The organism is Faecalicatena contorta (genome assembly GCF_001404335.1).
GTDB classification, from domain to species: Bacteria; Bacillota; Clostridia; order Lachnospirales; family Lachnospiraceae; genus Faecalicatena; species Faecalicatena contortus_B.
The window spans coordinates 50659-75323 of the sequence record NZ_CYZU01000010.1 but is presented as its reverse complement, the minus strand read 5'-3'; the positions used below and the strand labels follow the sequence as shown (position 1 = coordinate 75323).

Here is a 24665-nt window from a genome sequence, read left to right as displayed (position 1 = left end):
CATGATTCAAATTAAAGATGTTTCTTTTGAATATGAGAAAGAACAAGGAACACTCTCGCATATTAATCTGCAAATCCAGCAGGGGGAGTGTATTCTTCTTTGCGGAGAAAGTGGCTGTGGAAAAACCACCGTTACCAAACTGATCAATGGTCTGATTCCACATTTCGTAGAGGGAGGTATTCTATCAGGAACAACAGAGGTAAACGGGACGGAAGTTGCTAAAACAGAAATGTATCGGCTTGCCGAACAGGTAGGGTCTGTATTTCAAAATCCAAAATCGCAGTTTTTCAATATAGATTCAGACAGCGAGATTACGTTTGGTCTGGAAAACGCCGGAACCGACCCAAAAGAAATTAAGGAACGTTTCGATAAAACCGTTTCTTCCCTAAAAATCGAATCGCTTCTTGGAAGAAATATTTTTTCTATGTCCGGCGGCGAAAAACAAAGTCTTGCTTTTGCTTCTGTATATGCTATGAATCCAGGTATCTTTGTATTGGATGAACCGACAGCCAATTTAGACGCTGACGCCATAGAAATTTTGCGCCAGCAGATCATACAAATAAAGAAAGAGGGCCGCACAGTTATTATAGCAGAACACCGCTTATATTTCCTGATGGATTTGATTGACCGGGCGATATTTTTGCAAAAAGGAAAAATCGTACAAACTTTTACAAGGGAGGAATTTCAAAACCTATCAGAAAGCAAGCGGATTGAAATGGGCCTGCGTAGTTTAGTACACCCGGCCTTAAACCTCAAACCTGCTGATTCCGCAGGAAGCCAGACCGGGTTATCCGTCGAAAACCTCTCTTGCGCTTTTGACAAGCAGCCGGTGTTTCAAGATATTAGTTTTTCGGCTAAACGTGGAGAAGTGCTTGGTGTGATCGGCCATAATGGAGCCGGAAAAACGACACTGACACGTTGCCTGTGTGGTTTGTTAAAAGAGGAAAGCGGAACCATTCGGATTGACGGTGAAAAACTAAATCCCAAACAACGAAACAAGGCAAGTTTCTGTGTCATGCAGGATGTAAACCATCAGCTTTTTTCCGATAGTGTATGGAATGAATGTGAATTAGCCTTACCAGATTGTCCGCCAGAACGGATAGAGGAAATTTTAACAGCCTTTGATTTATTGGATTTTAAAGACCGTCACCCAATGGCGCTATCTGGCGGGCAAAAGCAACGTCTGGCAGTCGCAACCGCAGTTCTTTCTAACAAGTATCTTCTTGTTTTCGACGAGCCGACCAGTGGTTTAGACTATCACAGGATGTTGGAAGTAAGCGATATGATACGGAAACTAAATGAGGAAAATAAGATTATCATAATCGTTTCCCATGATTTTGAGTTTTTGAGCCGCACTTGTGATAAAATATTTGATATGGAGGGAGGCTTTGCAGAAAGGAGGTAATAGAAATGTCTGAATTATTTCAACAGATGAATTGCGGGCCAAACGTGCAAAATGTGATTGAAACCGAGGATTGTAAAATCATGCGCCTGAGTGATGGCTCTGGTGAGGGAATGATGACCCTCTATTCCGTATTTCCGGGCGTATTCCTGATGTATAATGACTTTCACATGAAAGCGTGTGTTTCTGGCTTCCAGACAGACATGGATTTGCTATGTATCGACCATTGCCTGGAGGGGCGTATTGAACAGGAAGTTGGTGCAGACGCATACAGTTACTTGGAAGCTGGCGACCTGCGGATAGACCGGCGGGTAAATCATAATGGAAAGGTTTCATTTCCATTATGCCATTATCACGGTATATCCATCGGTTTTGAATTAAAGATAGCATCACAGGAAATCCCAGACTGTATCAAAGATTTCCCTGTCGATCTGTATAAATTGCAGGAAAAATATTGCAGCACTAAAACGCCATTCGTGATTCCAGGCGAGCCCGCCATTGAACATATCTTTTCAGAGCTGTATCATGTTCCGGCAAAGATAAAAAAAGACTATTTCAAGATCAAAGTTCTTGAACTGCTCTTATATTTAGACGCTCTGGAGTTATCAGGACATACCGAGGAACGGCCTTATTTTTACCGAGGGCAGGTAGAAAAAATCAAAGCAATACAGGCGCTATTGACACAGGATTTAACTAAAAATTATACGATTGAAGAACTTTCTGAACGTTTTGACATTGCGTTGACGCCTCTTAAAAATTGTTTTAAGACTGTATATGGCAGCCCTATTTTTTCCTACATGAGAACTTACCGTATGAATTATGCTGCCTCGTTATTGAAGTCAGATCGAAGTTTAAAGGTGGCAGAAATCGCGCAGCTTGTCGGCTATGACAGCCCCAGCAAATTTGCGTCAGCCTTTCATCAGACAATGGGTAAAACGCCGTTGGAATATCGAAAATCTTTTGTCTGATTAGTGCATAAAAGGCCGCATGGAGCGGAAAGAAAATTAAAATCGTGATAACATTTAGGATGGTTGGCAAGGACTAACCATCCTTTTTCTTGTCAATCAAAAATGTAAGAGAGGTGAACTGTTATGAAACAACAAAAAGAGAGTTGGGTCAAAATCCTGTTTTCTTTTGCTGGCCCATGCAAAGGGAAAATGACACTCTCGGTTTTGTGTGCCGTCCTAAGCGTTGCGGGCGGATTTATCCCGTTTTGGGCGGTGTATGAAATTTTACTTGCCTTTATCAATCGGACTGCGGATTTGCAAGGGATTTTATTTTGGTGTCTGGTTGGTGCGGCTGGCTATTTGATTCGTGTCCTTTGTTTTGGTATCTCAACTATTCTGGCGCATATCTCCGCCTATACAATTTTGGAGGGGATTCGTATGAAAATCGCAGATCGCTTAATGCGAGCGCCTTTAGGAGAAGTGATCGGACGGCGTATCGGTTATTTAAAAAATATCATTATGGATAAAGTTGAGGACTTGGAGCCACCTTTGGCGCACATGATTCCTGAATTGACTTCCAATCTTCTGCTGCCGGTTGCAATTTTTGTCTGGATGTTAGCGATTGACTGGCGCATGGGATTGGCTGTTCTGATTGCGCCGGTTCTGGCTATGATTCCAATGGGCTTTCTTATGAAGAACTTTAATAGCCAATACGCCGCATATATGGAAGCCAACAATCATGTAAACAGCATTATCATCGAGTATGTGGAGGGAATTGAAGTCGTAAAAGCCTTTAATCAAAGTACCAGCTCTTATGAAAAATTTGTGGGAGCTGTTCAGTCTTTCAAAGATTTTACTCTGGCGTGGTTCAAAGGTACATGGAAATCCATGAACTTAATGATGGCAATTATGCCGACAACTTTATTAGGCGTTCTCCCTATCGGACTTTTATTGGTGCAGTCAGAAAGTATTTCACCGGCAGAACTGGCGATGGGGGTTATCCTTTCTCTTAGCATTGTTGGGCCATTGATGAAAGCGACAACTTTCATCAATGAAGCAAAGTCTATGGAATTTGCAGTAGAGGCCGCCAATGAGTTGCTTAATCTCCCGGTATTGCCGGATTCTGGCGAAAGTGTGCCAATTCTACACACAGATACTATGTTGAATCAAGTTTCCTTTTCCTATGACGGCACTCAAGAGCATGAGGTTTTACATAATATCAGTCTAAAAATGCCCCAAGGTAGCTTCACGGCTCTTGTTGGACCGTCTGGCGGTGGAAAATCAACGGTTGCACGGCTGATTGCCCGTTTCTGGGATGTAACTGCGGGAAATATTACGATTGGGGGCAAAGATATAAAGAATATTTCCATTCGTCAATTATCGGAATTGGTTAGTTTTGTAACACAGGACAATTTCCTGTTTAACTGCTCCTTAAAAGAAAACATACGTTTAGGGAATCCAAAAGCCAGTGATGAAGAAGTTTATGCGGCGGCAAAAGCCGCCTGCTGTGATGATTTTATTTCGCGTCTGGAAAAAGGATATGATACATCTGCCGGTGACGCAGGGAAACGGCTTTCTGGCGGTGAAAAACAGCGGATAGCCATAGCGCGGGCGATTCTTAAAAATGCGCCTATCGTGATTTTGGATGAGGCGACCGCGTTCACTGACCCACAGAATGAAGATAAAATCCAGAAGTCAATCATGGCACTGTCGAAAGGTAAAACTCTTTTAGTAATCGCTCACCGGCTTTCTACTATTCAAAACGCAGATCAGATTGTTGTCTTGAAAAAGGGGCAGATTGTTGACTGCGGAAAACAGGAAGAATTGTTGAATCGCTGCCCGCTTTATGCAGATATGTGGAAAGCTCATATAGGTGCAAAAAATTGGTCTGTGGGCGAGAAAAAGGAGGTGTCTGTCAATGTTTAAGTCCATGAAGCGGATTATCCGATGGGCAGGTAAATATAAAGGCCGCCTTTATCTCGGCTCCGTATTTTCATTTTTTAGCAGCCTGACCACCGCAATTCCAACGATGGCCGCTGCCTATGCGCTTGATAAAGCGATAGAGTCTTATTGGACACAAACCACTATAGAAACAGGTTTGATCTGGCAGGTATTATTTATTATCATTGGCTCCATTATTGCTAATTTTATATTGTCTTATCTGCGGGCTGTTTTACAGGAAAGTATTGGATATGAAGTAGCTTCCCAACAGCGAATCCGTTTGGGAGATGTGTTAAAACGAGTGCCTTTAGGGTATTTCGCACAGAACAGTGTAGGTGACATTCTGGCAGGAGTAACCACTGAACTATCCACCCTGGAATTGCAGGGGATGAAAATGGTAGATGTTATCATCAACGGATATGCAAAATTTATCGCTATCGTATTATGCTTCTTTTTCTTTAGTCCGATAGCTGCGGTAATCTCTATTGTAGGTGTTGTCCTTTCCGCAATCGCTTTAAATGGTATTAGCCGTCACAGCGAAAAAACTGCTTCTGCTACTCACAATGCAATGGAAGATATGTCCGGGGCCGCGATTGAATATATCCGAGGATTGTCGATTGTAAAATCTTTTGGACAAGAGGGGGCATCTATTCAAAGTTTCAAAAACGCCAGTAAGGATTTAAAAGATATTCATATCAAAGTGGAAAAAGGTTATACTCCGTTTAACTGCCTTCATCTGTTCGCGTTGAAAATTGCGTCTATGGGAATCGTTTTAGCCTGTGCATGGCAGGCATTGGGCGGGCAAATGAATTTATCTTTCTTTCTGATGTTTGTTCTGTTTTCTTTTGTAATTTTTGGAAGTGTGGAAAGTATCAACGACGCCGTGCACACATTGGGAGTTGTGGATTCTGCTATGAACAAACTAGAGGCACTGGAAAACGTGGCATATATCGACCAGAACGGAACGGATATTACCCCGGCTTCTTATGAGATTCGATTTAAAAATGTGTCTTTTGGCTATGATAATCGGACAGTACTGCATGATTTAAACTTTACAATTCCTCAAAATACGACAACTGCGATTGTCGGTCCATCGGGAAGCGGTAAGTCAACTTTGTGTAATCTGATTGCCCGTTTTTATGACGTAAATAGCGGAACGATTACATTAGGCGGCACGGATATTCGCAGATTCACCTGTGACAGCCTATTAAAGAATATTAGCATGGTTTTCCAAAATGTATATTTGTTCCGGGATTCTATCAAGAACAATATTAAATTTGGCAGCCCTAATGCTACTGACGAACAGATTATCGCGTCAGCAAAGGCCGCCCGCTGCCATGATTTTATTATGGCTCTCCCAGATGGATATAACACAGTGATTGGAGAGGGTGGTTCTTCCCTGTCCGGCGGCGAAAAACAGAGAATTTCGATTGCCAGAGCCATGTTGAAAGACGCTCCTATTGTAATCTTAGATGAGGCGACCGCAAGCATTGACCCAGAGAATGAACATTTAATTCAGGAAGCGATTTCCGCATTGACACATGGAAAAACCATTATCACGATTGCTCATAGGCTTGCAACGATTGAAAACGCAGATCAGATTCTTGTAATTGACGGCGGAACTGTCGCACAAAAAGGAACCCACAAAGAACTGTTGGCACAAAAAGGAACCTATCAGGAATTTATTAAAATCCGTGAACAAGCCGAGGGTTGGCGTATTCAGTAAGCCCAAAAGGAGGATATGATGTCGAGCAAAACAGATACACGCTCAATGCTTCTCAATGATAGCCCGTGGAAATTGATGTTGACTTTAAGTATTCCCGCTATTGTCGGGATGGTAGTTGTCGGGTTTTACAATCTAATGGACGCTGTTTATGTGGGCCAGATGGTAAGTGATAACGCTATGGCCGCTGTATCAGTCGCTTATCCATTTACACTGGTAAACACAGGAATTGCAACTTTGATCGGTGTGGGTTCAGCGTCGATTTTATCTAGGGCCATAGGAAAAAAAGACCAGAGTACCGTGGATAAAATTATGGGAAATCTGATTGCCCTGAATCTGATTTTTTCTATTGTTATTATGGCTGTTGGGATGATCTTTACAAAACAGATACTTATGCTTTCCGGCGCAAGCGGTGAAATTTTAGATATTGCAACCCGCTATCTGCGTATCATATTTGCCGGAAGCCTGTTTGTCAACTTCGCTCAATCCGCTAATATGATTATGCGTGGAGAGGGTCTACTAAAACGCGCCATGCTTATTAACGGCGGTGCTGCTGTCCTGAATATCATTTTAGACCCAATTTTTATTCTTATCCTGCGTCCTTACGGTATGGGAGCCGAGGGCGCGGCTTATGCAACGATTATCTCCCAATTCGTGCAGGCGGCTTTGACACTCTGGTACTTTGTAAAGAAAAGCTCCAATGTTAAAATCAATGGAATCCATCTGGAAAAGACTTTATTTTCAGAAATTTTTGGTATTGGATTCTCCGCCATGCTTATGCAGGTTATGTTATTAGTTCAGCAGACGGTCTTGTATAACGTGGCGGCCCAATATGGCGGTGATACTTGGCAGACAATTCTTGGAGCTACGTTGAGGGTACAATCCTTTGCTTTTATCCCGCTATGGGGCCTTAGTCAAGGGTATCAGCCAGCGGTAGGAACGAACTATGGTGCAAAGCAATATGACCGCGTGAAGTACATCACAAAAGCCTTTGTGATGGCAGCTACCTTACTGGCAATGATTTTTTATCTTCCAATCATGATCGCACCAAAAGCTATGCTCTCGCTATTCATCACAACGCCGGAAGTGGTAACTCAGGGTGTAGGCGATTTCAGACTGTTCTTTATCTCTTACATAGTTTTGGGATTTTGGGTTGTGATTTTAACTTTAATGCAATCGCTGGGACGGGCCTCAAAAGCCAGTATATTAGTGATTTTACGCCAGATTGCTATTTATATCCCGGCAGCTATGATAATGCCGCATATAGCAAATTTAGGTATCCACGGCGTGTTTACTGCTCCTTTGGTAACAGATATTATTGTATTTTGGGTTGCGATAGGGTTGGAATGCACTGAGTTTAAACGGTTAGATATATTAAAAGAACAGAATGAATAACTAATTGAAAATGTCTATCTATTTATAGAAAGGTAATTATGGGTATAATAGGAATTTTGTTGTTAGCAGTAATACTCATCTTTTTGATGACCTGTGTTATTACAGTTATAATCTATCGAATACAATTTGGTAAAAGAGTTAATGCAAAGATAGTTGATATAAAACAGATAGAATTAAAGAGAAAGAAAGTAGAATTTTTCTCAGATTGTAATCGATTGACGGGATATTATTACTGGAATAATCAAAAGGAATTATCTAAAGATAAGATTATATTGTTTATACATGGACACGGGCTTACGCATAGTGATTATCTATTAGAAATATCCGAATTTGTTCATAGAGGATATTCTGTGTTTGCATATGATATGACAGGTTGTGGAGAGAGCGAAGGCAAAGCCTTAAAAGGATTTGCACAATTTGTTATAGATGCTGAAAGTGCTGTATTATATCTTAAAAAAGAGGCAGTGAAAGAGATAGTTGTATTTGGCCATAGTACGGGTGCTTATGCTGCTGCAGCACTTTTGAATATTCAAAACAGTAATGTGAATAAAGCCATTACAGTATCGGCATTTGATATACCGGATCGATTTGTCAGAGGTAGCATGCAAAAATCGATGAAGCTATTTGCATATTTGATACAATTTTGGCTCAAAATTTTTGAGCGAGTCCAATTTGGAAACTATGCATCTCTTAGTGGTAAAGAAGGGATTAAAAAATTTCGTAACAAAGTTCTGATAATACAGGGAGATAAAGATCAACAAGTCCCCTTAAAAGAGTCTTTATATAATCTAAAGGAAGAGTTGGATCATAAACAGGTAGAATTTTTGTTAGTGAAAGATGTAGGGCATTATCCAACTAGAATAAAGAATGCAAACGGAGATGAACTAAATAAACAGGTATTTGATACTATAGAAAAATTTATTGGAGGTAGAAATGAAAGAATATATTAAAAAAATTGTAGAGCGGAGTAATGCTATAACTTGTACAGATGCGATTAGGTTGTATGATAATGAAGAATACTTTTGCTTATATGAAAATGGAAAAGAAATATCGGTAGGTATTGGAAAGTATATTGAAATTTATGCGACGGAAAATTTTATCACTATAATATCTGAAAAAGAAACGATAAAGAAAAAAATAAATGATTTATGCATAGATTTGAAAGCGCTATTAGAGGGATTAGAAATCGAAGATTGGAGAATGTATGGTCTGGCTAATTTTTCACTTGCGAGATATACATATGATTTGAGTTTGGAGCCGGAGACAGATGCTTTATTACATTTTTTTATTCCTGAAAAGGAGTATAGAATTAATGGAAATACAGTAGTACTAAAATCTTTTACAAGGGATGAAATTGAGTGTATGGAAAGGCGATTGGATAGAGTTTTATGTGAAAAGATTGGATTTCCTGAAGATATAAAAGAAAAGTTAGAGATTGCAGATTCGATAATTAATTACGATGAAGACTATTATAAAAAAATCGTTACTACTGGAGTAGAAGAAATAAGAAATAATAATTATCAAAAAGTAATTTTGTCAAGAAAAATACCAGTGGATTGTAAACTTGATATGTTTAAAACCTTTGCGGCAGGAAGAGCTGTTAACACGCCGGCACGTTCTTATATTTGCAAGATGGATGAAATGGAGGTAGTAGGTTTTAGTCCTGAAACTGTAACAGAGATAGATAGAGATGGAAATGTTTATACATTTCCATTAGCTGGGACACGAGCTTTAACAAAAGATGTAGAGGAGAATAAAAGATTACGCGAGGAACTTTTGCGTGATACAAAAGAGATAGCAGAACACGCAGTTTCTGTAAAGCTGGCTGCCGAGGAACTTCAACAGATTTGTGAAGAAGGAACGGTAATAGTTACAGAATTTATGTCTATTATGGAAAGAGGAACCGTACAACATCTGGGTTCAAGGCTTAAAGGGAAAATGAGAAAAGAATTCAATTCATGGCATGCTTTATGTAAATTATTCCCTGCTGTAACAGCTTCTGGAATACCGAAAAAGCAGGCAATAGATGCTATTGGGAGAATAGAGAAAGAACCGAGAGGTTTATATAGCGGAAGTGTATTGATTACAGATCAGGATGGTTATATGGATGCCGCACTTGTCCTGAGAAGTATTTTTCAAAATAAGGAAAAAACATGGATTAGAGTTGGAGCTGGAATTGTCGAAATGTCTAATCCGGAACGTGAATTTACAGAGACACAAGAAAAGGTAAGCAGTGTTGCTGCAACGTTAGTTAGTGTCTAAGCGAAAGGAAATAGTGAATGAAGCTGTATGAATCGGGAGAAGATTATTTAGAAGCAATTCTCATTCTTCAAAAGAAAATGGGAGAGGTACGTTCGGTAGATGTCGCCCGTTATGTAGGAGTTTCAAAGCCTAGCGTATGCCATGCAGTTAATGTTTTATGTGACGGCGGTTTTCTTACAAAGGATGATAAGCACTTTATTTCTTTAACAGAGGAAGGGCGAAAAATTGCAGAGAAAATTTATGAGCGGCATAAGTTTTTTAAGGAACAGCTTATATCTGCTGGAGTCAGCCCCAACATAGCGGAAACTGAAGCCTGCCGTATTGAACACTGTGTCAGTGATGAATCCTTTCTTAAACTAAAGCAGCATCATGAAAAGGATAAGGGATGACGGCGAGAACTCATATATAAATATAGGAGATCCTTTTATAATATTCTGCTTATTATTTTGCGTTTCACGTACAGAAAACGTATGTAATAAGTAGAAAAGAAAAAAGGAGAGATTCTATATGATAAAACGAATCAGAATTGCAATCGACCATGGAAACAGAAATATCAAAACGGTTCATACAGTATTTACGACTGGAATCAGCGAAAGTGATATTAGCCCAGGCAGGAGAATTGATTATTTGGAGTATAACGGAAAATTTTATGTGCCGAGTAACCGGAGAATTCCATATCAGAGAGATAAGACTGCCGATCAAAGATTTTTCTTATTGACACTTTTAGGAATAGCAAAGGAACTGGAATTAAACCCGAATATCGAAAAAGGTGATTTAATCCAAGTTCAAATGCCAATAGGACTGCCGCCGAAGCATTTTGCGGAACTCTATGATAAATATGAGACGTTTTTCTGGGGAACTGGAGAAATGCTTCAATTTAATTATAAGCAAAAAGAATATCATGTAACTATCACAGATGTTATGGCATTTCCCCAGGATTATGCGGCGATTATGCTGCAGCACCGGGAGATACGTTCTTACCCTAAAGTAGTAGGTGTGGACATTGGTGGATTTACAACAGATTATCTGATGTTCCGTTCCGGAATTGAGGATATGGAGATCTGCGACTCTATGGAAACGGGAATCATTAGTCTTTACAACCGGATTACAGCTCGGATGCGTGCGAATTATGATGTGTTGCTAGAAGAAGCGGATATTGACAGTATTATACAAGGAAAAAAGGGATTCTATGAGGAGAAAGTAGTTCGTGCAGTACTGCAAGAAGCGAATCAATGTGATTTATGATCAGGTTTACGAAAAAGAAGAAAATAATAATATCATGATCCGGATTATGAGTAATATATTGGGATCCCGTAACAGCGAGAGCAGAGAACACATCCTGCATATTAAAACAGCAACGGAGATGATGCTGAGACAACTGGTAAAAGTAGCAGATGCTTATCCTTTGACAGAGGCAGATATTGCTTTGATTACAACTACTTCTTCCCTTCATGATATTGGTAAGATTCGTATTCCGGAAGAAATATTGAATAAACCAGGCAGACTTACCGATGAAGAATTTAAGATTATGAAAACCCATAGTGAGCTTGGCGCGGCTATAATTAAGGACATGGATTTTCCACAAGATCATCCACTGGTACATACCGCATGGGAAATCTGCAGGTGGCATCATGAAAGATGGGATGGAAAGGGCTATCCGGATGGATTGAAAGGTGAAGAAATACCAATCTCCGCACAGGTGGTATCAATTGTTGATGTTTATGATGCACTTACAAGTGAAAGATGCTATAAGAAAGCTTTTGATCATGATACAGCGATTCAAATGATCCTGGACGGACAATGTGGACAATTTAATCCCATCCTTCTTAAGTGTCTGAAAGAACTGAGTATTCAGCTTTCAAAAATGCTTAATAAAGAGATGGACGATAATAAATATTCTCATGAAATACAGAGACTTTCGAATGAAATACTCAATGATAAATCCCTGCCGAATCAAAACTATTCACAGAGTGTTGCCAAGGTCATGCAGGAAAAGATAGATTTCTTCAAATCAAACAGTGGATTGAATTCGATTGATTACAATACGATTTCAGGTCAGTTAACTATACTAAACGGAAAACAGAAGATATTATGTCAGAGAAAGAATCCGGAATTTGATCTGTTTAAAGAATTTGGAGTAATTGAAGAAGATGTTCAATATATTCGTGTTTTGTTGCGTCAGACATCTGTGCAAAATAAAGAAATTTCTGTGCAGATAAAAGCAACAGTGGAAAATGACAGTCAGATGTACAAACTGAAATTACATACGCTGTGGTCGCCTATGAAGAAAGATGTATGCATAGGAATTATCGGGTATTTTGACATGGCAAAATAAGTATGAAGATTATAAATATAGAGTGTATGGAATCAATCAAATTCATATGCTCTTTTTCTTTTTTTGATTGAAATAAGTATGCGTGGACTACTTTTGGGTGCGAGTGTGATAGGGTAGCGCAAGAATAGATTAGATGGAAAGGAAGAGGCACCGTTAAGTAGGTACCTCTTCTTTTTAAAGAGCTAGCTCTTTTCCTGATACGGGAACTTGCATTTCTGGAGCATTAAGCAGTGCTGCGAAATTCTGCCGGATGATATCCAGTGTCTTTTGCTTTTTCTGCAATTCCTGTTTTTCTCGGACAGTAGCAGCCTGTTCAGATTCAAGATTTTCAATTTGCTTCTGAATTTTATTAGAGCTTGGGATTCTGGTAACACCGAGATCCTGAAGCTCTTTTTTTAGCGAATCGTGGAGCTGGTATTCTGCCTGATGTTTGGTGCGGTATGCTTTTGGACTTTTAGCAGATTTGCAATCTTCAATCACTTTACGGCAAAGCCGGTAAGAATCACAGTGTTTTTGAATGATTTTCTGCGTGCTCAGTTCACTGTTGATTTGTACTATTCTTTGCTCAGCCGCTTTAACAGAAGCATCAACATCAGAAACATGCTGTTGGAAATCTTCATAATTCAGCAGGTTATTTTCGGAAAGATAGTTGAAGGTGCGGGCTGCTTCTTTCAGGTTATTGAGTTTTGCCCATCGTTCAAATCCTTCTCGATTGCCGGTCGTAACATAAGTGGAGATATTGATATACAGGCGAGCTTCTATGGACAGATGCTTTGGAACTTTCGCTTTGCTACGATTTTTAGCCAGACGGATGCGGACATTTTCTTCGCTATAATAATTCCCAAGAGATTTCATATAAGTGAAATTCTTCTGCTCCGGTGCACGGAAGGATAGATGTTTTCCCTGTCGAACTTCATATCCCGCTAACTGCATTTTTTGTAGAAATTCCTCGTAGTTGATGGAAGTCCAGATTGCCTTATCAACCGCAACACGCAGTTTGGCTTTCCAGCTGGTCCCACGATGATATTCCATGTTCTCTTTATAACTTTTACCTTTTTCTCCGGTTGGCATACTGGTGGTAAGTCCATTTTCATGGCAGATACGATTACTGATTCTGCAGAGTTTATGGTAGCTCCGCTTATTGGAAACATACTTGTGATGATCAACAAAACTTGCAGCGTTGAAGATGATGTGATTGTGGATATGATTTTTATCAACATGGGTGCTGATCACGTATTCATATTTTCCTTTCAGTACTTCGTCTGCAAATTGCTGTCCTAAGCGATGGGCAGTTTCGGCATCAACTTCTCCAGGTTTAAATGACTGGATCAGATGAAATGCCAGGTTATCACCTTTGTCCATTCCATTCTTTTTTGCCATTTCTCTAGTCATAGAAAATTCAAGATCTGCAGTTTCCGGAGAACAGCCAAAACTGGAAACCAGAAGTTTTTCATCTGTTTTATCTGGATTCGTGATGTAGTCCAGAGCTTTCTTGTCTGTTACTTTAATGGGGAAGATCTTAAGATACGCCATAATTCTTTCACCATCTCTTTCAATTCTTGCATTTCTTCCGGATACAGATCTCCGGTGCTGTTTACTTTCTTGGCAATCTGATTAATATTCACACCAATCTTATGCATTTCTTCATATTGTTTTTTTAATGGAGTGGTATCAGTGTTGACGATGTAGCCGTCGATTGCCATTTTACGAAGATAAGCTCCCATGTTTTTGGTTTTTGATTCTATCATCTTTCTGCGGATTAGCTTTCGTTCTTCTTCTGTTACATAAAAATGAATTTCCTTATTTCTCTTTCTTTCTGCCATTGGCATTTTCTCCTTTCACGAGGGCAGTATTATCGTTGCTTTCAGCTTTTTCAATTTAGGGCAGGGTTCCCTAAATTGGGATTTCCCGGAAGTGTATCCTCACTTCCTGTCCTTGCTGTTTTACCCCTCTATTAGTTAAAGTCAGGAGAACCGGGAAAATGCAAAAGAATTTGGCAGGTAGTACCGTTCACGAAAATGTGTTATGATTATGGACAGGATATCAGAAGAATCAGGAGTTGAATAGATTGTGAAGAAAGAAGAGATTTTTAAATATGTGCAGAAGCAATATGGCACAGTTCCAGAATATTTATGGAGTAAATCGCCGGACAGTGCAGTACTGCGACATAAAAATGGAAAATGGTATGCGGTTATCATGACGGTTGACAGAAGAAAATTAGGATTAGAAGGAAACAATCCGGTGGATGTCATGGATGTAAAGTGTGAGCCGGACATGACGAATATGATCATTCAGACTTATGGTTTTTTACCGGGATACCACATGAACAAGCAGCACTGGATTACGATTTTGCTGGATGGTTCGGTCAGTGAAGCAAAGATACTGGATTTCTTGGATATGAGCTATGACCTGATTGACGGGGCAGGCAGAAAGGAAAACAAAGAAATAAGTTGATTTTTTAGTAAAAGAAAAACCGGGGATTGTTCCTCGGTTTTTTTCTCTGACTTTTACATCTTAGTCTTCAACTTGAAAAATATCTTCTACAGGCATTTTCAGGTAATGTGCCAGTCGGATTGCAATCTCAAGGGATGGATTTCTTTCCCCACGTTCAATGCGTCCGATGGTCTGGCTGCAGGAACCAACGGCTTCTGCCAAGTCTGCCTGAATGAGATTTCGCTCTTCACGAATATCTTTCAGCGTATTATTGATTGCCATTCAATCACTTCCTTTGTATTGGATTATCAGCAGATTGAGAAGTCTGCCATTGAACCTACTGGAATCCTGGGATTTCAGCGCCTTTACATTTCCCGATAACTTTTCCGAAAATCTTAAAAGAGTCGGTTTCTAAAATATGGATAGGCTGATATTTCTCATTTAGGGAAATCAGATAAACGCCGTCCGGCTCATCATGTAATTTCTTGATGTAAGTATTGCCATTAAGGTAGAAGATTCCAACTTCTCCATTGGCAATAGAATCTTTTTTCTGGATCCACGCAACATCGCCTGTGTGATACAGTGGCTCCATGCTGTCACCTGATATCCGCACACCAAAGTCTGTCTGCTCAGGGGCAAGATGCCCTACATCATAAATTTCCTTTGCAGAGTCTTCCAGATAGTTTCCGGTACCGGCAGAAACAGGTTCCCAGAATATTTCCACGGGATGACGGAATGGAATAATCTTTGCAGTCGTGCGGGTGAACATATTGGAAGCCTTTAAAATACCTGCAAATTCAATTAGCTTATTTCTGCCTGCTTCATTTAATCCACTCATAATGTTATAGGGGTTCTCGCCAAAGAAAGATTCATATATGTCTTCAATGTCAAGCAACAGGCAAAGTTTCAGGAAAACATGTAAAGATGGTTCCCGTGCATTAGTCTCCCATTTGGAGATTGCCTTTGTAGTGACCTGAATGCCTTCCTGAGAAAGCAGTTCTGCCAGTTCTGCCTGAGAATATCCTTTCTTTTTTCTGTTTTCTGCTAATATCTTCCCGAAATCTCGCATTAGTCCGCCTCATTTCTATTTAAACTTTCTGTATGTAATTATATAGCAAGTCAGAAAGAAAATCAAGAAAAATCTCCGAAAAGGAGAAAAACAACCAACATGTTACTTGACTATCTCCAAAATGTAGATTTATACTTAGTGTACAGAAATTGATAAGATATGAAAATTCAAAAAAGAACCGGAGGTGGGAAATTTGAGTGAACGTATAATCCTGCATAGTGATATGAACTGCTTTTATGCAAGTGTGGAAATGCTGCATCACCCGGAATTTGCCGGGATGCCATTGGCGGTTGGCGGCAATCCGGACGCAAGGCATGGAATTATACTGACAGCAAATTATATTGCCAAGCGAAAGGGTGTAAAAACCGGAATGGCATTGTGGCAGGCAAAACAGGTTTGCCCGGAAATCGTATTAGTGCCTCCGAGGATGGATCTGTATTTACGGTTTTCAAAAATGGCAAGGGAAATTTATTCTGAGTATACGGACAAGATCGAACCTTATGGCATTGATGAAGCATGGCTGGATGTATCAGACAGTGGAAATCTGAAAGGCAACGGAATGAAGATTGCGGGAGAAATCAGCCACCGGATCAAATATGAACTTGGCGTAACTGTAAGCATTGGAATTTCCTGGAATAAGATTTATGCGAAACTTGGCTCTGATTACAAAAAGCCGGATGCCATTACAGAGCTTAATCACGAGAATTACAAAGATATGATTTGGCAGCTTCCGGCGTCAGATTTGCTGTATGTAGGCAGGCAGACAAATAAGAAATTGCAAAAGCTGGGCATCCGGACAATCGGGCAGCTTGCGGAAGCAGATGAAAAGTTATTAGAGAGCCATTTCGGGAAAATAGGAAATGTATTGTGGTCTTTCGCAAATGGCTGGGACGAAGATCCGGTTTGTAAGGAAGGGTATGAAGCTCCGGTAAAGTCCATTGGCAATAGCACCACAACACCGAGGGACTTGGAAAATGATCTGGACGTCTGGATCATTCAAATGGCATTGGCAGAAAGTGTATCTGCACGGTTGCGGAAACACGGGTTTAAATGCAGGACAGTTGAAATAACGGTTCGGGATAATGGCTTGTTCAGTTTTACACGGCAGATACATTTGCGGCAGCCGACGAATATCACAGATGAGATTGTAAAAGCAGCATTTCAGTTGTTTAAGGACAATTATAAATGGGAGCATCCTATCAGAAGTCTTGGTATCCGGGCTTCCGGTCTTGTGTTAGAGGATATTCCGGTGCAGTTGGATTTATTTGGAAATCAGGAGAAAAAAGAAAAGTTAGAAAAAATGGACCGCACTGTAGATGAGATCAGACGACGGTTTGGATATTTCAGCATACAGCGGGCGGCAATGTATCAGGATAAAGTCTTATCCCACTTAGACGCTGGTACGCACACGGTCCACCCACATAGTTATTTTCATGGGTAATGGGAGGGATAGAGTTGAAACAGGCATTAACAAGAAAACAGGAAGAAAGTTATCAATGCATTTTGAAATATAAGGATGAGCATGGGTATCCGCCTACAGTCCGGGAATTTGGAAAGCTGCTCGGTCTGAAATCAGCGTCATCTGCTTTTTCAAGGATCAGGCAGTTGGAGCAGAGCGGATATATCCGCAGGATCCCGGCATCGCCAAGAGCGATAGAAATTTTAGAGTGAGGTGCCGGCATGAATAAAGTATATGTAGATGTAGTGGCAGAGTTTCGCAAGGACGGACAGCTGGTTCCCATATTTTTTACCTGGGAGGATGGCAGAAAATATAGTATTGACAGAATTATAAAAATTGAGAGATGTGCAAGCAGAAAGGCAGGCGGTGTAGGAATGATGTACACCTGTATGGTACAGGGGCAGGAAAGCCATTTATTCTATGAAGTGGATAAATGGTTCATGGAGAGAAAAACAGCATAAGGAGAGATTGGTATAGACGATAGTATTTGGATTATTAACCGGCAGAGGTAGTCACTTTCCCTTTATATCCCTGCAGGTTTTACATAAGAAGATGGACTCCGGTCAGCAAAGGCAGCTCCCACAATGCCTTTTGGATATCCTCTTCTGCAAGTTGTAGTAAGTAATTGCTTCCCATCAAAATCATGGGGAAAGCGAACTGGTCTGAAAGACCGCCAGTTAGTGTGATTGTGATAAGGAGAATAAGAAACAGATGACAGACAGAGATTATGCAATTAAATCAATGAAAGAGATTACATTCCAGATGGCAAGCCATGCACAGGATTATCTGGAAGCTACGATTGAGAGACATTATACAGATATTAAAAAGCTGATGACAGGTTATCAGAAGCTGATTCTGGAGAATCAGATTGTATTAGAAGAACTGGATATGGAGTGTCAGGAGAAAATCAATGAAGATATGGCATATGCGTTGAGTTACCTGAGCATATATAATAATCAACTGAATGTGCCGAAGATGCACCGGGAAATGAATAACCTGATGATCATTTATGGCTTATCTGACATGATCTATCGTGGAATGACATTAGTGAAGTTCTATGCACCGAATGGTGTGATGCTCAGTGAGATCCTTCATTCCTGTTTTTGCAGCCATTACAGTAAGACGGATGTGGAAGTACAGCAGGAGCTGGGAATCGGAAGAACTTCTTTTTATAAGATGAAGAAGCAGGCACTTGGGTATTTGGGATTTTATTTTTATGAGATTGTGGTACCGCAGGCAAAGGATAAAAGATTCAAACCGTCACTGGGCGTTGAGGAAGAGTAGGTGAGTAATATGAGATACGAAGATTCGATGAAAGGCGTGGCTGCTCAGATCATCAAAGAGCAGCAACGAGCCAGCAAAATTAAAAACAACCCGGAAGAGTTCCATTGGCATGATGAATATGCAACATTGAAGTTTTTTCGGTTTATCTGTAAAAATATCGGTAACCTGGGGAATGGAGAAATTGAAAAAATGGTCAGCCGGTTAAAAAGCATAGATCAGAAAGCAGTGGAAAACCATGTGAAGGGTGCTGTTTGGGCATTTGATTATGACAAGATGTTCTGTGTGCTTCTGGAAAATGACATATGCCGGAAGGTGTGTGAAAAGAACAAATATAATAGTTGGATGCAGCTGATTGGAAATTATTGTTTTTAATGGATACAGGAAATATTGGCTTGTGAAAAGCTGGTTTTGATGTTAAGATGAAATTGGGACAGGAGACGTTTAAAACCTGTCTTGACATTAGCAAAGAATGGAGGCGGGAGTGAACGTGACAAAGGAAGAAATTGTGAAGACAGAAGCATTAGAAACACGTTACGAAAGATACAAGGGTATCTTAAAAGACCTTACCATCATGAGCGATGTGTTCATGCGGAACGTATTAAAAAAACGGGAATGTACAGAATATGTTCTGCAGGTAATCATGGATAAAAAGGATCTGAAAGTTATTGACCAGGTTCTTCAGAAAGACTATAAGAATTTGCAGGGACGCTCAGCTGTTCTGGATTGTGTAGTTAGAGATTCTGACGGAAAGCAGATGGATGTAGAAATCCAGCAGGATAATGAAGGTGCATCTCCGAAACGGGCAAGATATCATAGTGGACTGATGGATATGAATACATTAAATCCGGGGCAGGATTTTGAAGAACTGCCAGAAAGTTATGTGATCTTCATCACCAGAGACGATGCACTTGGCTATGGACTTCCGATTTATCATATAGACAGGAAAATAGAGGAAGTCAGTGAGAATTTCAAAGACGAAGCTCATATTATCTATGTAAATTCCAAGAAACAAGAAGATACGGAGTTAGGCAGACTGATGCATGATCTTCACTGTAAGAATGCGGAAGATATGCACAGTAAGGTACTTGCAGACAGAGTATACGAATTGAAGGAAACACAGAAAGGGGTGGAATTCATGTGCCGTGAGATGGAACAGATTTACAGTGAAGGTATTGAAAGCGGTGAAATGCAAAAAGCAAAAGAAACAACGATTGCCCTTGCAGAGATGGGTTTACCTGCTGATAAGATTGCTAAAGCAGTTAAGGTTGGTGTTGATATCGTGCAAAAATGGATTGATGAGAGCATGAGTGTTGCACATTAACAAATGATAAATTTTAATGGAGCTACCAGGGGATACTAATTTTTCTGGTAGCTTTTTTGTTTGTTGCATGTATAAAAAAATGAAATCTAGTTCTATAGAACTATAACTTGATTTGCAGATTCTGTATCTTTCAATTATCCATCAGTATACTAATTTTAGACCGAATTATCGTTCTGGAGGAGGTGTTACGATGGATTTGAAAGCAGTAGGACAGCGAATCAAATCAGCACGAGAAGCAAAAAATCTCACGCAAGAGGAACTGGCTGCATTAGTAAATTTAAGTCCGACGCACGTGAGTGTAATAGAGAGAGGCTTGAAAGTTACAAAATTGGATACCTTTGTTGCAATTGCAAATGCATTAGATGTTTCTGCAGATACTCTTTTGATTGATGTTGTGGCACATTCAGTTACAGGTGTTACCAATGAGCTGACCGAAAAAATAGATAAACTTCCGATCAAAGAGCAGAAAAAAATTATCAAAGTAATTCATACATTATTGGAAGAGTAATATGACAAACTGGGAAGAGCAAGTAGCTCTTCTTTTTTTTGACCTTTTATTCAGCTTTAAGTTGTAAAGTGTCTTTTCATGATAATAGAAATATGCTAAATTGGTTCTATAGAACAAGGTGTAATTCTACTTATATATTGGAGGAAAATGAATGAGAGAGAAAACTATTTATGAGAAGATTGCAGAAAAGTACAACACAACACCAGAAGAAGTACGCAGAGAAATGCAGATAGCCATAGATGCAGGATTTGATAATCCTGATCCGGCTGTGCAGGAAGAATGGAAGAAAATTACACTTAAAGGAGACAGACCCACACCGGAAGAAGTAATCAATTACGCAGTAAAAAAACTAAAAGGAAAATAAAAATATGAAGAAAAAGATAATTGCAGTGAGCTCAGGAGCAGTGATCTTGATAATTGCTGCAGGAAGTATTTATGGGAAACCTGAATCAAGTCATAAGGAAGGTGAACCGGATGTGGTAGGAACATTTTCCGTAAATCGGGATGAAAATTTAACCGTGGTCGCTAACCGGAAAAATATTGAGGATAGAGAAGCGTTTGCAAGAGAGCTTTTGCAGATGTACAAGGATGATTCTTTTCATTCGACAAAATTCTCCACAGACAGGGGATATGCGACGAGTCTTGATATGAACATCTATTTATGGAAAGAGGATATTGAAGATGGGGAATCGGTAATGACAGCCGAATACAGACCTGTAGAATATGGTAAGAACTATGATGTTGTCAATAATCTTGATAAATTTCAACTATATATAGATGGAAAAGAAGTAGAAGAATAACACAGTGAACTTTTTATACTGAAATATGTACGATTTCAATAATGACATGAACTTATGGGAACGTATTGAGGATACTTTGTGAACTTTATCCTGATACAATGATTATGCTGATGAAAGAAGGCATAGATAACTGAATATAGGAAAGAGACGAAAGCCTCAGTAGTTAAGAAAAAACTACTGGGGCTTTTTTTCGTGCCTGAATTTCTCGGCCAATAACTGCGGGTATGTCCCGGCAGGATAAAGGCGGAGCAGGCATGATCCTAAACAGAGGTCCGCCTTCTGGATTTGAAACGAGCAACAAGATTTCAAATTCAGGAGGAACGGATATGTATATTGAACACCCATATTTTTATGAAGGAAAGTACTACGCAAATATTGATGGAGAAATGATCGAGATTACAAAAGAAGTTGCGTATGCGATGAACAATTTTTACAGAAGCAGCAAGGCAAAAAAAGTTGAGATTAAGAACGAAGAGGGGAAAGTCGTGGATAAGATGCTGCGGGAGGTACCTTACAGTGGACAGTCTATTGATGGGGAAGGATTCATGATTGAGGATTTCCCGGATCTGAATTGTGACGTGGAGCACAGTGTACTGACGAAAATGGAACAGCAGGATATTCATAAAGTGATCAATCAGCTGAATACCGAGGAACGCATGATTATTTATGGCATTTTCTTTGAAAATAAGACACAGACACAGATGGCAGAGATTATGGGGATTTCCAGACAGGTATTAGCTTACAAGCTGAAATCGATCCTTAATAAAATGCGTGAAATGTATATGAAAGAATTTTTTTAAAAAATTTTTGAAAATTTTTTGCATCTGCCGAAGTCATTTGACTTTAGTAATTAGAGGAGCTTTAAGGACTCCCTAAATTGCACCATGATAACTGAATATCCAATAATAACTGACGTGACATTTCATACAGTGAGCACGAGGAAGATGCCGCTATAGGATTATAAGGACGTAAGAAACTATTTAGAGTCAATAATGCTGCGAAAAAGCACTGACCAAAGCCAGTCGGCAGGCTGGTGATGCGATGACATGTGTGAGATGCGATACACTTGCAGACCCTGAGAAGTCTGTAACTGGTAAACCTATGAACTGCCAGAGCCTGGAAACGAGAGTTTTTGGGTTGTGGTCCGGAGTTGTAGCATCCGGACAGGTTATTATTCCCTTCCTGCAGATGCAGGAGTAACGATTCGGGGTATCGAGGATAAATAGAATCGAGCGAGCACTGTTTAATAATCAAATTGGCTATAGAGGTTATGCGGCAGAGCTTTCCGTCTTGGAAAGAAACTCTGCCGTATTCCTGTGGAGCCAATATAGCGCTATGAATGCTTTACAAATAAAAAAAGATTGGAGAGATGACAAGTGACGATTCGAAGAGGAGATATCTTATGGGCGGATCTCAGTATGTTCCCGACAACTTCGGTTCAGGGTGGAGTAAGACCGGTGATCGTAGTAAGTAACAACAAAGCTAATACATACAGTTCAGTCATTACAGTAGTTCCGCTGACGTCAAGAATATATAAGAAGCGGTATTTACCAACACACGTATTTATCAGTAAATACGATATGACAGGGATCCGAAAAGGAAGCCTGGCATTGGCTGAACAGGTTATGAGCATTTCTACAAAATGTATTATTGAGAAATGCGGAAGAGTAAATAAGTGGAGCCTGGATCGGGTATTGAAAGCAGTACGGATCCAGATGGGAATGGAAGGAGAAGGGTATGACAGCAGAGGAATATAGAAACTATCTGGATCAGGATTTCAGTGACGTAGATATCAATGAAATGACTGATCTACGGATGATAAAAGCAGACAGAAATAAGCCACTTCAGGAACGGAGAGATATTTTTCTGAATAAAGTAGGAAATCCTTATCTGGTCAGGATCGGTAATATGAAAGTAAAAGTCAGATTTGCCAATAACGGTATATCTATGGAGCAGGCATTCGAGAATATGCTTCTGAGTGTCTGAAAAAGTACTGGCAAGATTGAGGGGACTGTGTTAGAATGTCGGTAAGGACAAATTATGCAGCCCCCTTTTATTACATGGATTTTCTGACGTAATAAAAGGAGGTAAGATATGTATCAGAATATCAATAAAATCTATCATGCCGCCATCTATGTCAGATTATCTAAAGAAGATGGCGATATTTCCAGTTCAGCAAAACTGGAAAGTAACAGCATTTCTAACCAGAAAGCTTTGATTCTGGATTTCCTGAAAGACAAAAAAGATATAGAAGTTGTTTCAGTCCGAGTTGATGATGGCTACTCAGGCTCTAATTTTGAGCGTCCTGCATTCCAGGCAATGCTGGAAGACATCCGGCGTGGGATTGTAGACTGCGTAGTGGTAAAAGACTTATCACGATTTGGAAGGGAATATATTGATTCTGGGAAGTATATCGAGAGATTATTCCCGGCTCTTGGTGTGCGTTTTATTGCCATCAATGACAATTATGACAGTCTCAAGGGAAAGAATCAGGCAGACGAAATCATTATCCCATTTAAGAATTTAATCAATGATGCTTATTGTCGTGACATTTCTATTAAGATCAGGAGTAATCTTGAGATTAAGAGGAAAAAAGGTGAGTGCGTGACTCCGTTTGTAGCATTTGGATACAGGAAGACAAAGACAGATAAGCATAAATTAGAGATTGACCCATCTGCAGGCAGTGTAGTACAGGATATTTTTAAGATGAAGCTGCGGGGAATGAGTCAGGATGCGATCGCTAATCGTTTAAATAAACTGGGTATTCTTTCCCCATTTGAGTATAAAATCAGCAGTGGCAGTCATTATGAAACTGGCTTCCGGCAGAAAGAACAGGCACTTTGGAGTTCCGTTACAGTCCGTAGGATACTGGAAAACGAGGTTTATATCGGAAATCTTGTGCAGGGAAAAAGGACAACACCGAACCATAAAGTGAAGCAGACTTATGTGAAACCGGAAGATGACTGGATCCGGATTGAGAAAAATCATGAGCCACTGGTGAGTGATCGTGATTTTGAAATTGTTCAGAGACTTCTGGGCATGGATACACGTACTTCACCTGACCAAAAGCAGGTATATCTGTTATCCGGAATTGCTGTATGTGCGGATTGTGGTGCACCTATGACAAGAAAGGTTTCCACAGTGGCAGGAAAAAAATATGCTTATTATCTATGTTCCACAAATAAAGAAACAAAACGCTGTTCCAGTCACAGAATACCGGAAAAGGATCTGGAAGATGCCGTACTGGTGATGTTGAAACAGCATATCCAGAACATCCTGCACCTGAAAAGAGTCCTGGAATTTGTTGGTACTGTGCCATTTCAGGAGATCAATATGAAGAAGCTGCAGGACAGGCTGGAGAAGAAAAAACAGGAGACAGAACGCTGTAAGGAGTTACGGATGATGCTCTATTCGGATATGAAAGAGGGCATTGTATCAAAAGAAGACTATGTTGAGCTTCATGCAGCCTATGGAAAGAGGCTTAGAAATGCGGAAGAGAGTATCCGTGCGATCCAGAAAGAAATGGATAGTGAGCTGGAAAAAGCAGACAAAGCCAATACCTGGCTGGATTATTTTGTGAAATATCAGGATATTGAAGAATTGTCCCGCACTGTGGTGGTAGAACTGATCAAGCAAATCAGAGTATATGATAAAAAGAATATAGAGATCACTTTTGATTTTGATGATTGTTATCAGACATTGCTGAATCAATTACCGTCTATAGGAGTTGATACGGTAATAGATGATGATAATAATCTGCAGGTCAAGGTAAAGGAGGTTGTATAA

The 24665-nt window shown here is 39.9% G+C and carries 28 protein-coding genes and 1 pseudogene; 25 read left to right on the top strand and 4 right to left on the bottom strand.

The window, feature by feature from the left end; translation table 11 throughout:
• Position 1: 1 nt before the first annotated feature.
• From ARB69_RS07300 to ARB69_RS07255, 10 genes and pseudogenes are all read left to right on the top strand, one after another.
• On the top strand, positions 2-1405 hold the full coding sequence (locus ARB69_RS07300) for an ABC transporter ATP-binding protein (RefSeq protein ID WP_055152329.1): 1404 nt from the start codon (positions 2-4) through the stop codon (positions 1403-1405).
• Between the two features lie 5 nt (positions 1406-1410).
• The gene (locus ARB69_RS07295) at positions 1411-2370 is read left to right on the top strand and encodes a helix-turn-helix domain-containing protein (protein ID WP_055152327.1); all 960 of its coding nucleotides are present in this window, start codon (positions 1411-1413) and stop codon (positions 2368-2370) included.
• Positions 2371-2493: 123 nt separating this feature from the next.
• Positions 2494-4275: an ABC transporter ATP-binding protein gene (locus ARB69_RS07290; protein ID WP_055152325.1), complete on the top strand. Its 1782-nt coding sequence runs from the start codon at positions 2494-2496 to the stop codon at positions 4273-4275.
• On the top strand, positions 4268-6016 hold the full coding sequence (locus ARB69_RS07285) for an ABC transporter ATP-binding protein (RefSeq protein ID WP_055152323.1): 1749 nt from the start codon (positions 4268-4270) through the stop codon (positions 6014-6016). Before ARB69_RS07290 ends, ARB69_RS07285 begins: the two co-directional genes overlap by 8 nt.
• A gap of 18 nt (positions 6017-6034) precedes the next feature.
• Complete coding sequence (locus ARB69_RS07280; protein WP_055152321.1) at positions 6035-7408, top strand: MATE family efflux transporter; 1374 nt, start codon at positions 6035-6037, stop codon at positions 7406-7408.
• A 38-nt stretch (positions 7409-7446) separates the two neighbouring features.
• Positions 7447-8358 carry an alpha/beta hydrolase family protein gene (locus ARB69_RS07275; protein ID WP_055152319.1) on the top strand — a complete coding sequence of 304 codons (912 nt, stop codon included), beginning with the start codon at positions 7447-7449 and terminating at the stop codon, positions 8356-8358.
• The gene (locus ARB69_RS07270) at positions 8342-9670 is read left to right on the top strand and encodes a salicylate synthase (RefSeq protein WP_055152317.1); all 1329 of its coding nucleotides are present in this window, start codon (positions 8342-8344) and stop codon (positions 9668-9670) included. Before ARB69_RS07275 ends, ARB69_RS07270 begins: the two co-directional genes overlap by 17 nt.
• 17 nt (positions 9671-9687) lie before the next feature.
• Entirely contained in the window at positions 9688-10059 is a 372-nt protein-coding gene (locus tag ARB69_RS07265; protein WP_055152315.1) for a metal-dependent transcriptional regulator, read from the top strand.
• Positions 10060-10177: 118 nt separating this feature from the next.
• Entirely contained in the window at positions 10178-10915 is a 738-nt protein-coding gene (locus tag ARB69_RS07260; protein ID WP_055152313.1) for a ParM/StbA family protein, read from the top strand.
• Positions 10890-12005: pseudogene (locus ARB69_RS07255) on the top strand (HD-GYP domain-containing protein); the annotation flags it as partial. The gene ARB69_RS07260 and the pseudogene ARB69_RS07255, both read left to right, overlap by 26 nt.
• 174 nt (positions 12006-12179) lie before the next feature.
• Here ARB69_RS07255 and ARB69_RS07250 read toward each other — a convergent pair.
• Positions 12180-13538, bottom strand: coding sequence for a relaxase/mobilization nuclease domain-containing protein (locus tag ARB69_RS07250; protein ID WP_055152311.1), 1359 nt, complete (start codon positions 13536-13538; stop codon positions 12180-12182).
• Positions 13505-13828 carry a MobC family plasmid mobilization relaxosome protein gene (locus tag ARB69_RS07245; protein ID WP_055152309.1) on the bottom strand — a complete coding sequence of 108 codons (324 nt, stop codon included), beginning with the start codon at positions 13826-13828 and terminating at the stop codon, positions 13505-13507. The genes ARB69_RS07250 and ARB69_RS07245 overlap by 34 nt, the downstream gene beginning before the upstream one ends.
• Before the next feature lie 247 nt (positions 13829-14075).
• Between ARB69_RS07245 and ARB69_RS07240 the strand changes: the two genes are divergently transcribed.
• Positions 14076-14459, top strand: a complete 384-nt coding sequence (locus ARB69_RS07240) for an MmcQ/YjbR family DNA-binding protein (protein WP_055152307.1) — start codon at positions 14076-14078, stop codon at positions 14457-14459.
• Positions 14460-14519: 60 nt separating this feature from the next.
• Here the strand turns inward: ARB69_RS07240 and ARB69_RS07235 are convergent, their stop codons facing one another.
• Positions 14520-14720: a helix-turn-helix transcriptional regulator gene (locus tag ARB69_RS07235; RefSeq protein ID WP_055152305.1), complete on the bottom strand. Its 201-nt coding sequence runs from the start codon at positions 14718-14720 to the stop codon at positions 14520-14522.
• A 55-nt stretch (positions 14721-14775) separates the two neighbouring features.
• Positions 14776-15507, bottom strand: coding sequence for an XRE family transcriptional regulator (locus tag ARB69_RS07230; RefSeq protein WP_055152303.1), 732 nt, complete (start codon positions 15505-15507; stop codon positions 14776-14778).
• Between the two features lie 193 nt (positions 15508-15700).
• On the opposite strand from ARB69_RS07230, the gene dinB reads away from it, so the two are divergent.
• The 14 genes from dinB (at position 15701) to ARB69_RS07160 (ending at position 24665) form a co-directional block, all read left to right on the top strand.
• Positions 15701-16948 carry a DNA polymerase IV gene (dinB, locus tag ARB69_RS07225; RefSeq protein WP_055152301.1) on the top strand — a complete coding sequence of 416 codons (1248 nt, stop codon included), beginning with the start codon at positions 15701-15703 and terminating at the stop codon, positions 16946-16948.
• Positions 16949-16962: 14 nt separating this feature from the next.
• Entirely contained in the window at positions 16963-17178 is a 216-nt protein-coding gene (locus tag ARB69_RS07220; RefSeq protein ID WP_055152299.1) for a DNA-binding protein, read from the top strand.
• Positions 17179-17187: 9 nt separating this feature from the next.
• Positions 17188-17427, top strand: coding sequence for a hypothetical protein (locus tag ARB69_RS07215; RefSeq protein ID WP_055152297.1), 240 nt, complete (start codon positions 17188-17190; stop codon positions 17425-17427).
• Between the two features lie 250 nt (positions 17428-17677).
• Positions 17678-18250 carry a hypothetical protein gene (locus ARB69_RS07210; RefSeq protein WP_055152295.1) on the top strand — a complete coding sequence of 191 codons (573 nt, stop codon included), beginning with the start codon at positions 17678-17680 and terminating at the stop codon, positions 18248-18250.
• 9 nt (positions 18251-18259) lie between these two features.
• A complete protein-coding gene (locus ARB69_RS07205) occupies positions 18260-18622 on the top strand; it encodes a hypothetical protein (protein ID WP_055152372.1) in 363 nt (120 codons plus the stop codon).
• Between the two features lie 109 nt (positions 18623-18731).
• A complete protein-coding gene (locus ARB69_RS07200; protein ID WP_055152370.1) occupies positions 18732-19571 on the top strand; it encodes a PD-(D/E)XK nuclease family transposase in 840 nt (279 codons plus the stop codon).
• 190 nt (positions 19572-19761) lie between these two features.
• Positions 19762-20079 carry a helix-turn-helix domain-containing protein gene (locus tag ARB69_RS07195; RefSeq protein ID WP_055152293.1) on the top strand — a complete coding sequence of 106 codons (318 nt, stop codon included), beginning with the start codon at positions 19762-19764 and terminating at the stop codon, positions 20077-20079.
• A gap of 151 nt (positions 20080-20230) precedes the next feature.
• Positions 20231-20443: a sporulation initiation factor Spo0A C-terminal domain-containing protein gene (locus tag ARB69_RS07190; RefSeq protein WP_055152290.1), complete on the top strand. Its 213-nt coding sequence runs from the start codon at positions 20231-20233 to the stop codon at positions 20441-20443.
• Positions 20444-20447: 4 nt separating this feature from the next.
• Complete coding sequence (locus ARB69_RS07185) at positions 20448-20879, top strand: hypothetical protein (protein WP_055152288.1); 432 nt, start codon at positions 20448-20450, stop codon at positions 20877-20879.
• Positions 20880-21205: 326 nt separating this feature from the next.
• Positions 21206-21679 (top strand): sigma factor-like helix-turn-helix DNA-binding protein, encoded by a 474-nt coding sequence (locus tag ARB69_RS07180; protein ID WP_174518400.1) that lies wholly within the window; start codon positions 21206-21208, stop codon positions 21677-21679.
• 241 nt (positions 21680-21920) lie between these two features.
• Positions 21921-22079 (top strand): hypothetical protein, encoded by a 159-nt coding sequence (locus ARB69_RS07175; RefSeq protein ID WP_242857548.1) that lies wholly within the window; start codon positions 21921-21923, stop codon positions 22077-22079.
• Positions 22080-22255: 176 nt separating this feature from the next.
• On the top strand, positions 22256-22636 hold the full coding sequence (locus ARB69_RS07170; protein ID WP_055152284.1) for a type II toxin-antitoxin system PemK/MazF family toxin: 381 nt from the start codon (positions 22256-22258) through the stop codon (positions 22634-22636).
• Positions 22617-22865: a DUF6870 family protein gene (locus ARB69_RS07165; RefSeq protein WP_055152282.1), complete on the top strand. Its 249-nt coding sequence runs from the start codon at positions 22617-22619 to the stop codon at positions 22863-22865. The genes ARB69_RS07170 and ARB69_RS07165 overlap by 20 nt, the downstream gene beginning before the upstream one ends.
• A gap of 108 nt (positions 22866-22973) precedes the next feature.
• Positions 22974-24665, top strand: a complete 1692-nt coding sequence (locus ARB69_RS07160) for a recombinase family protein (protein WP_055152280.1) — start codon at positions 22974-22976, stop codon at positions 24663-24665.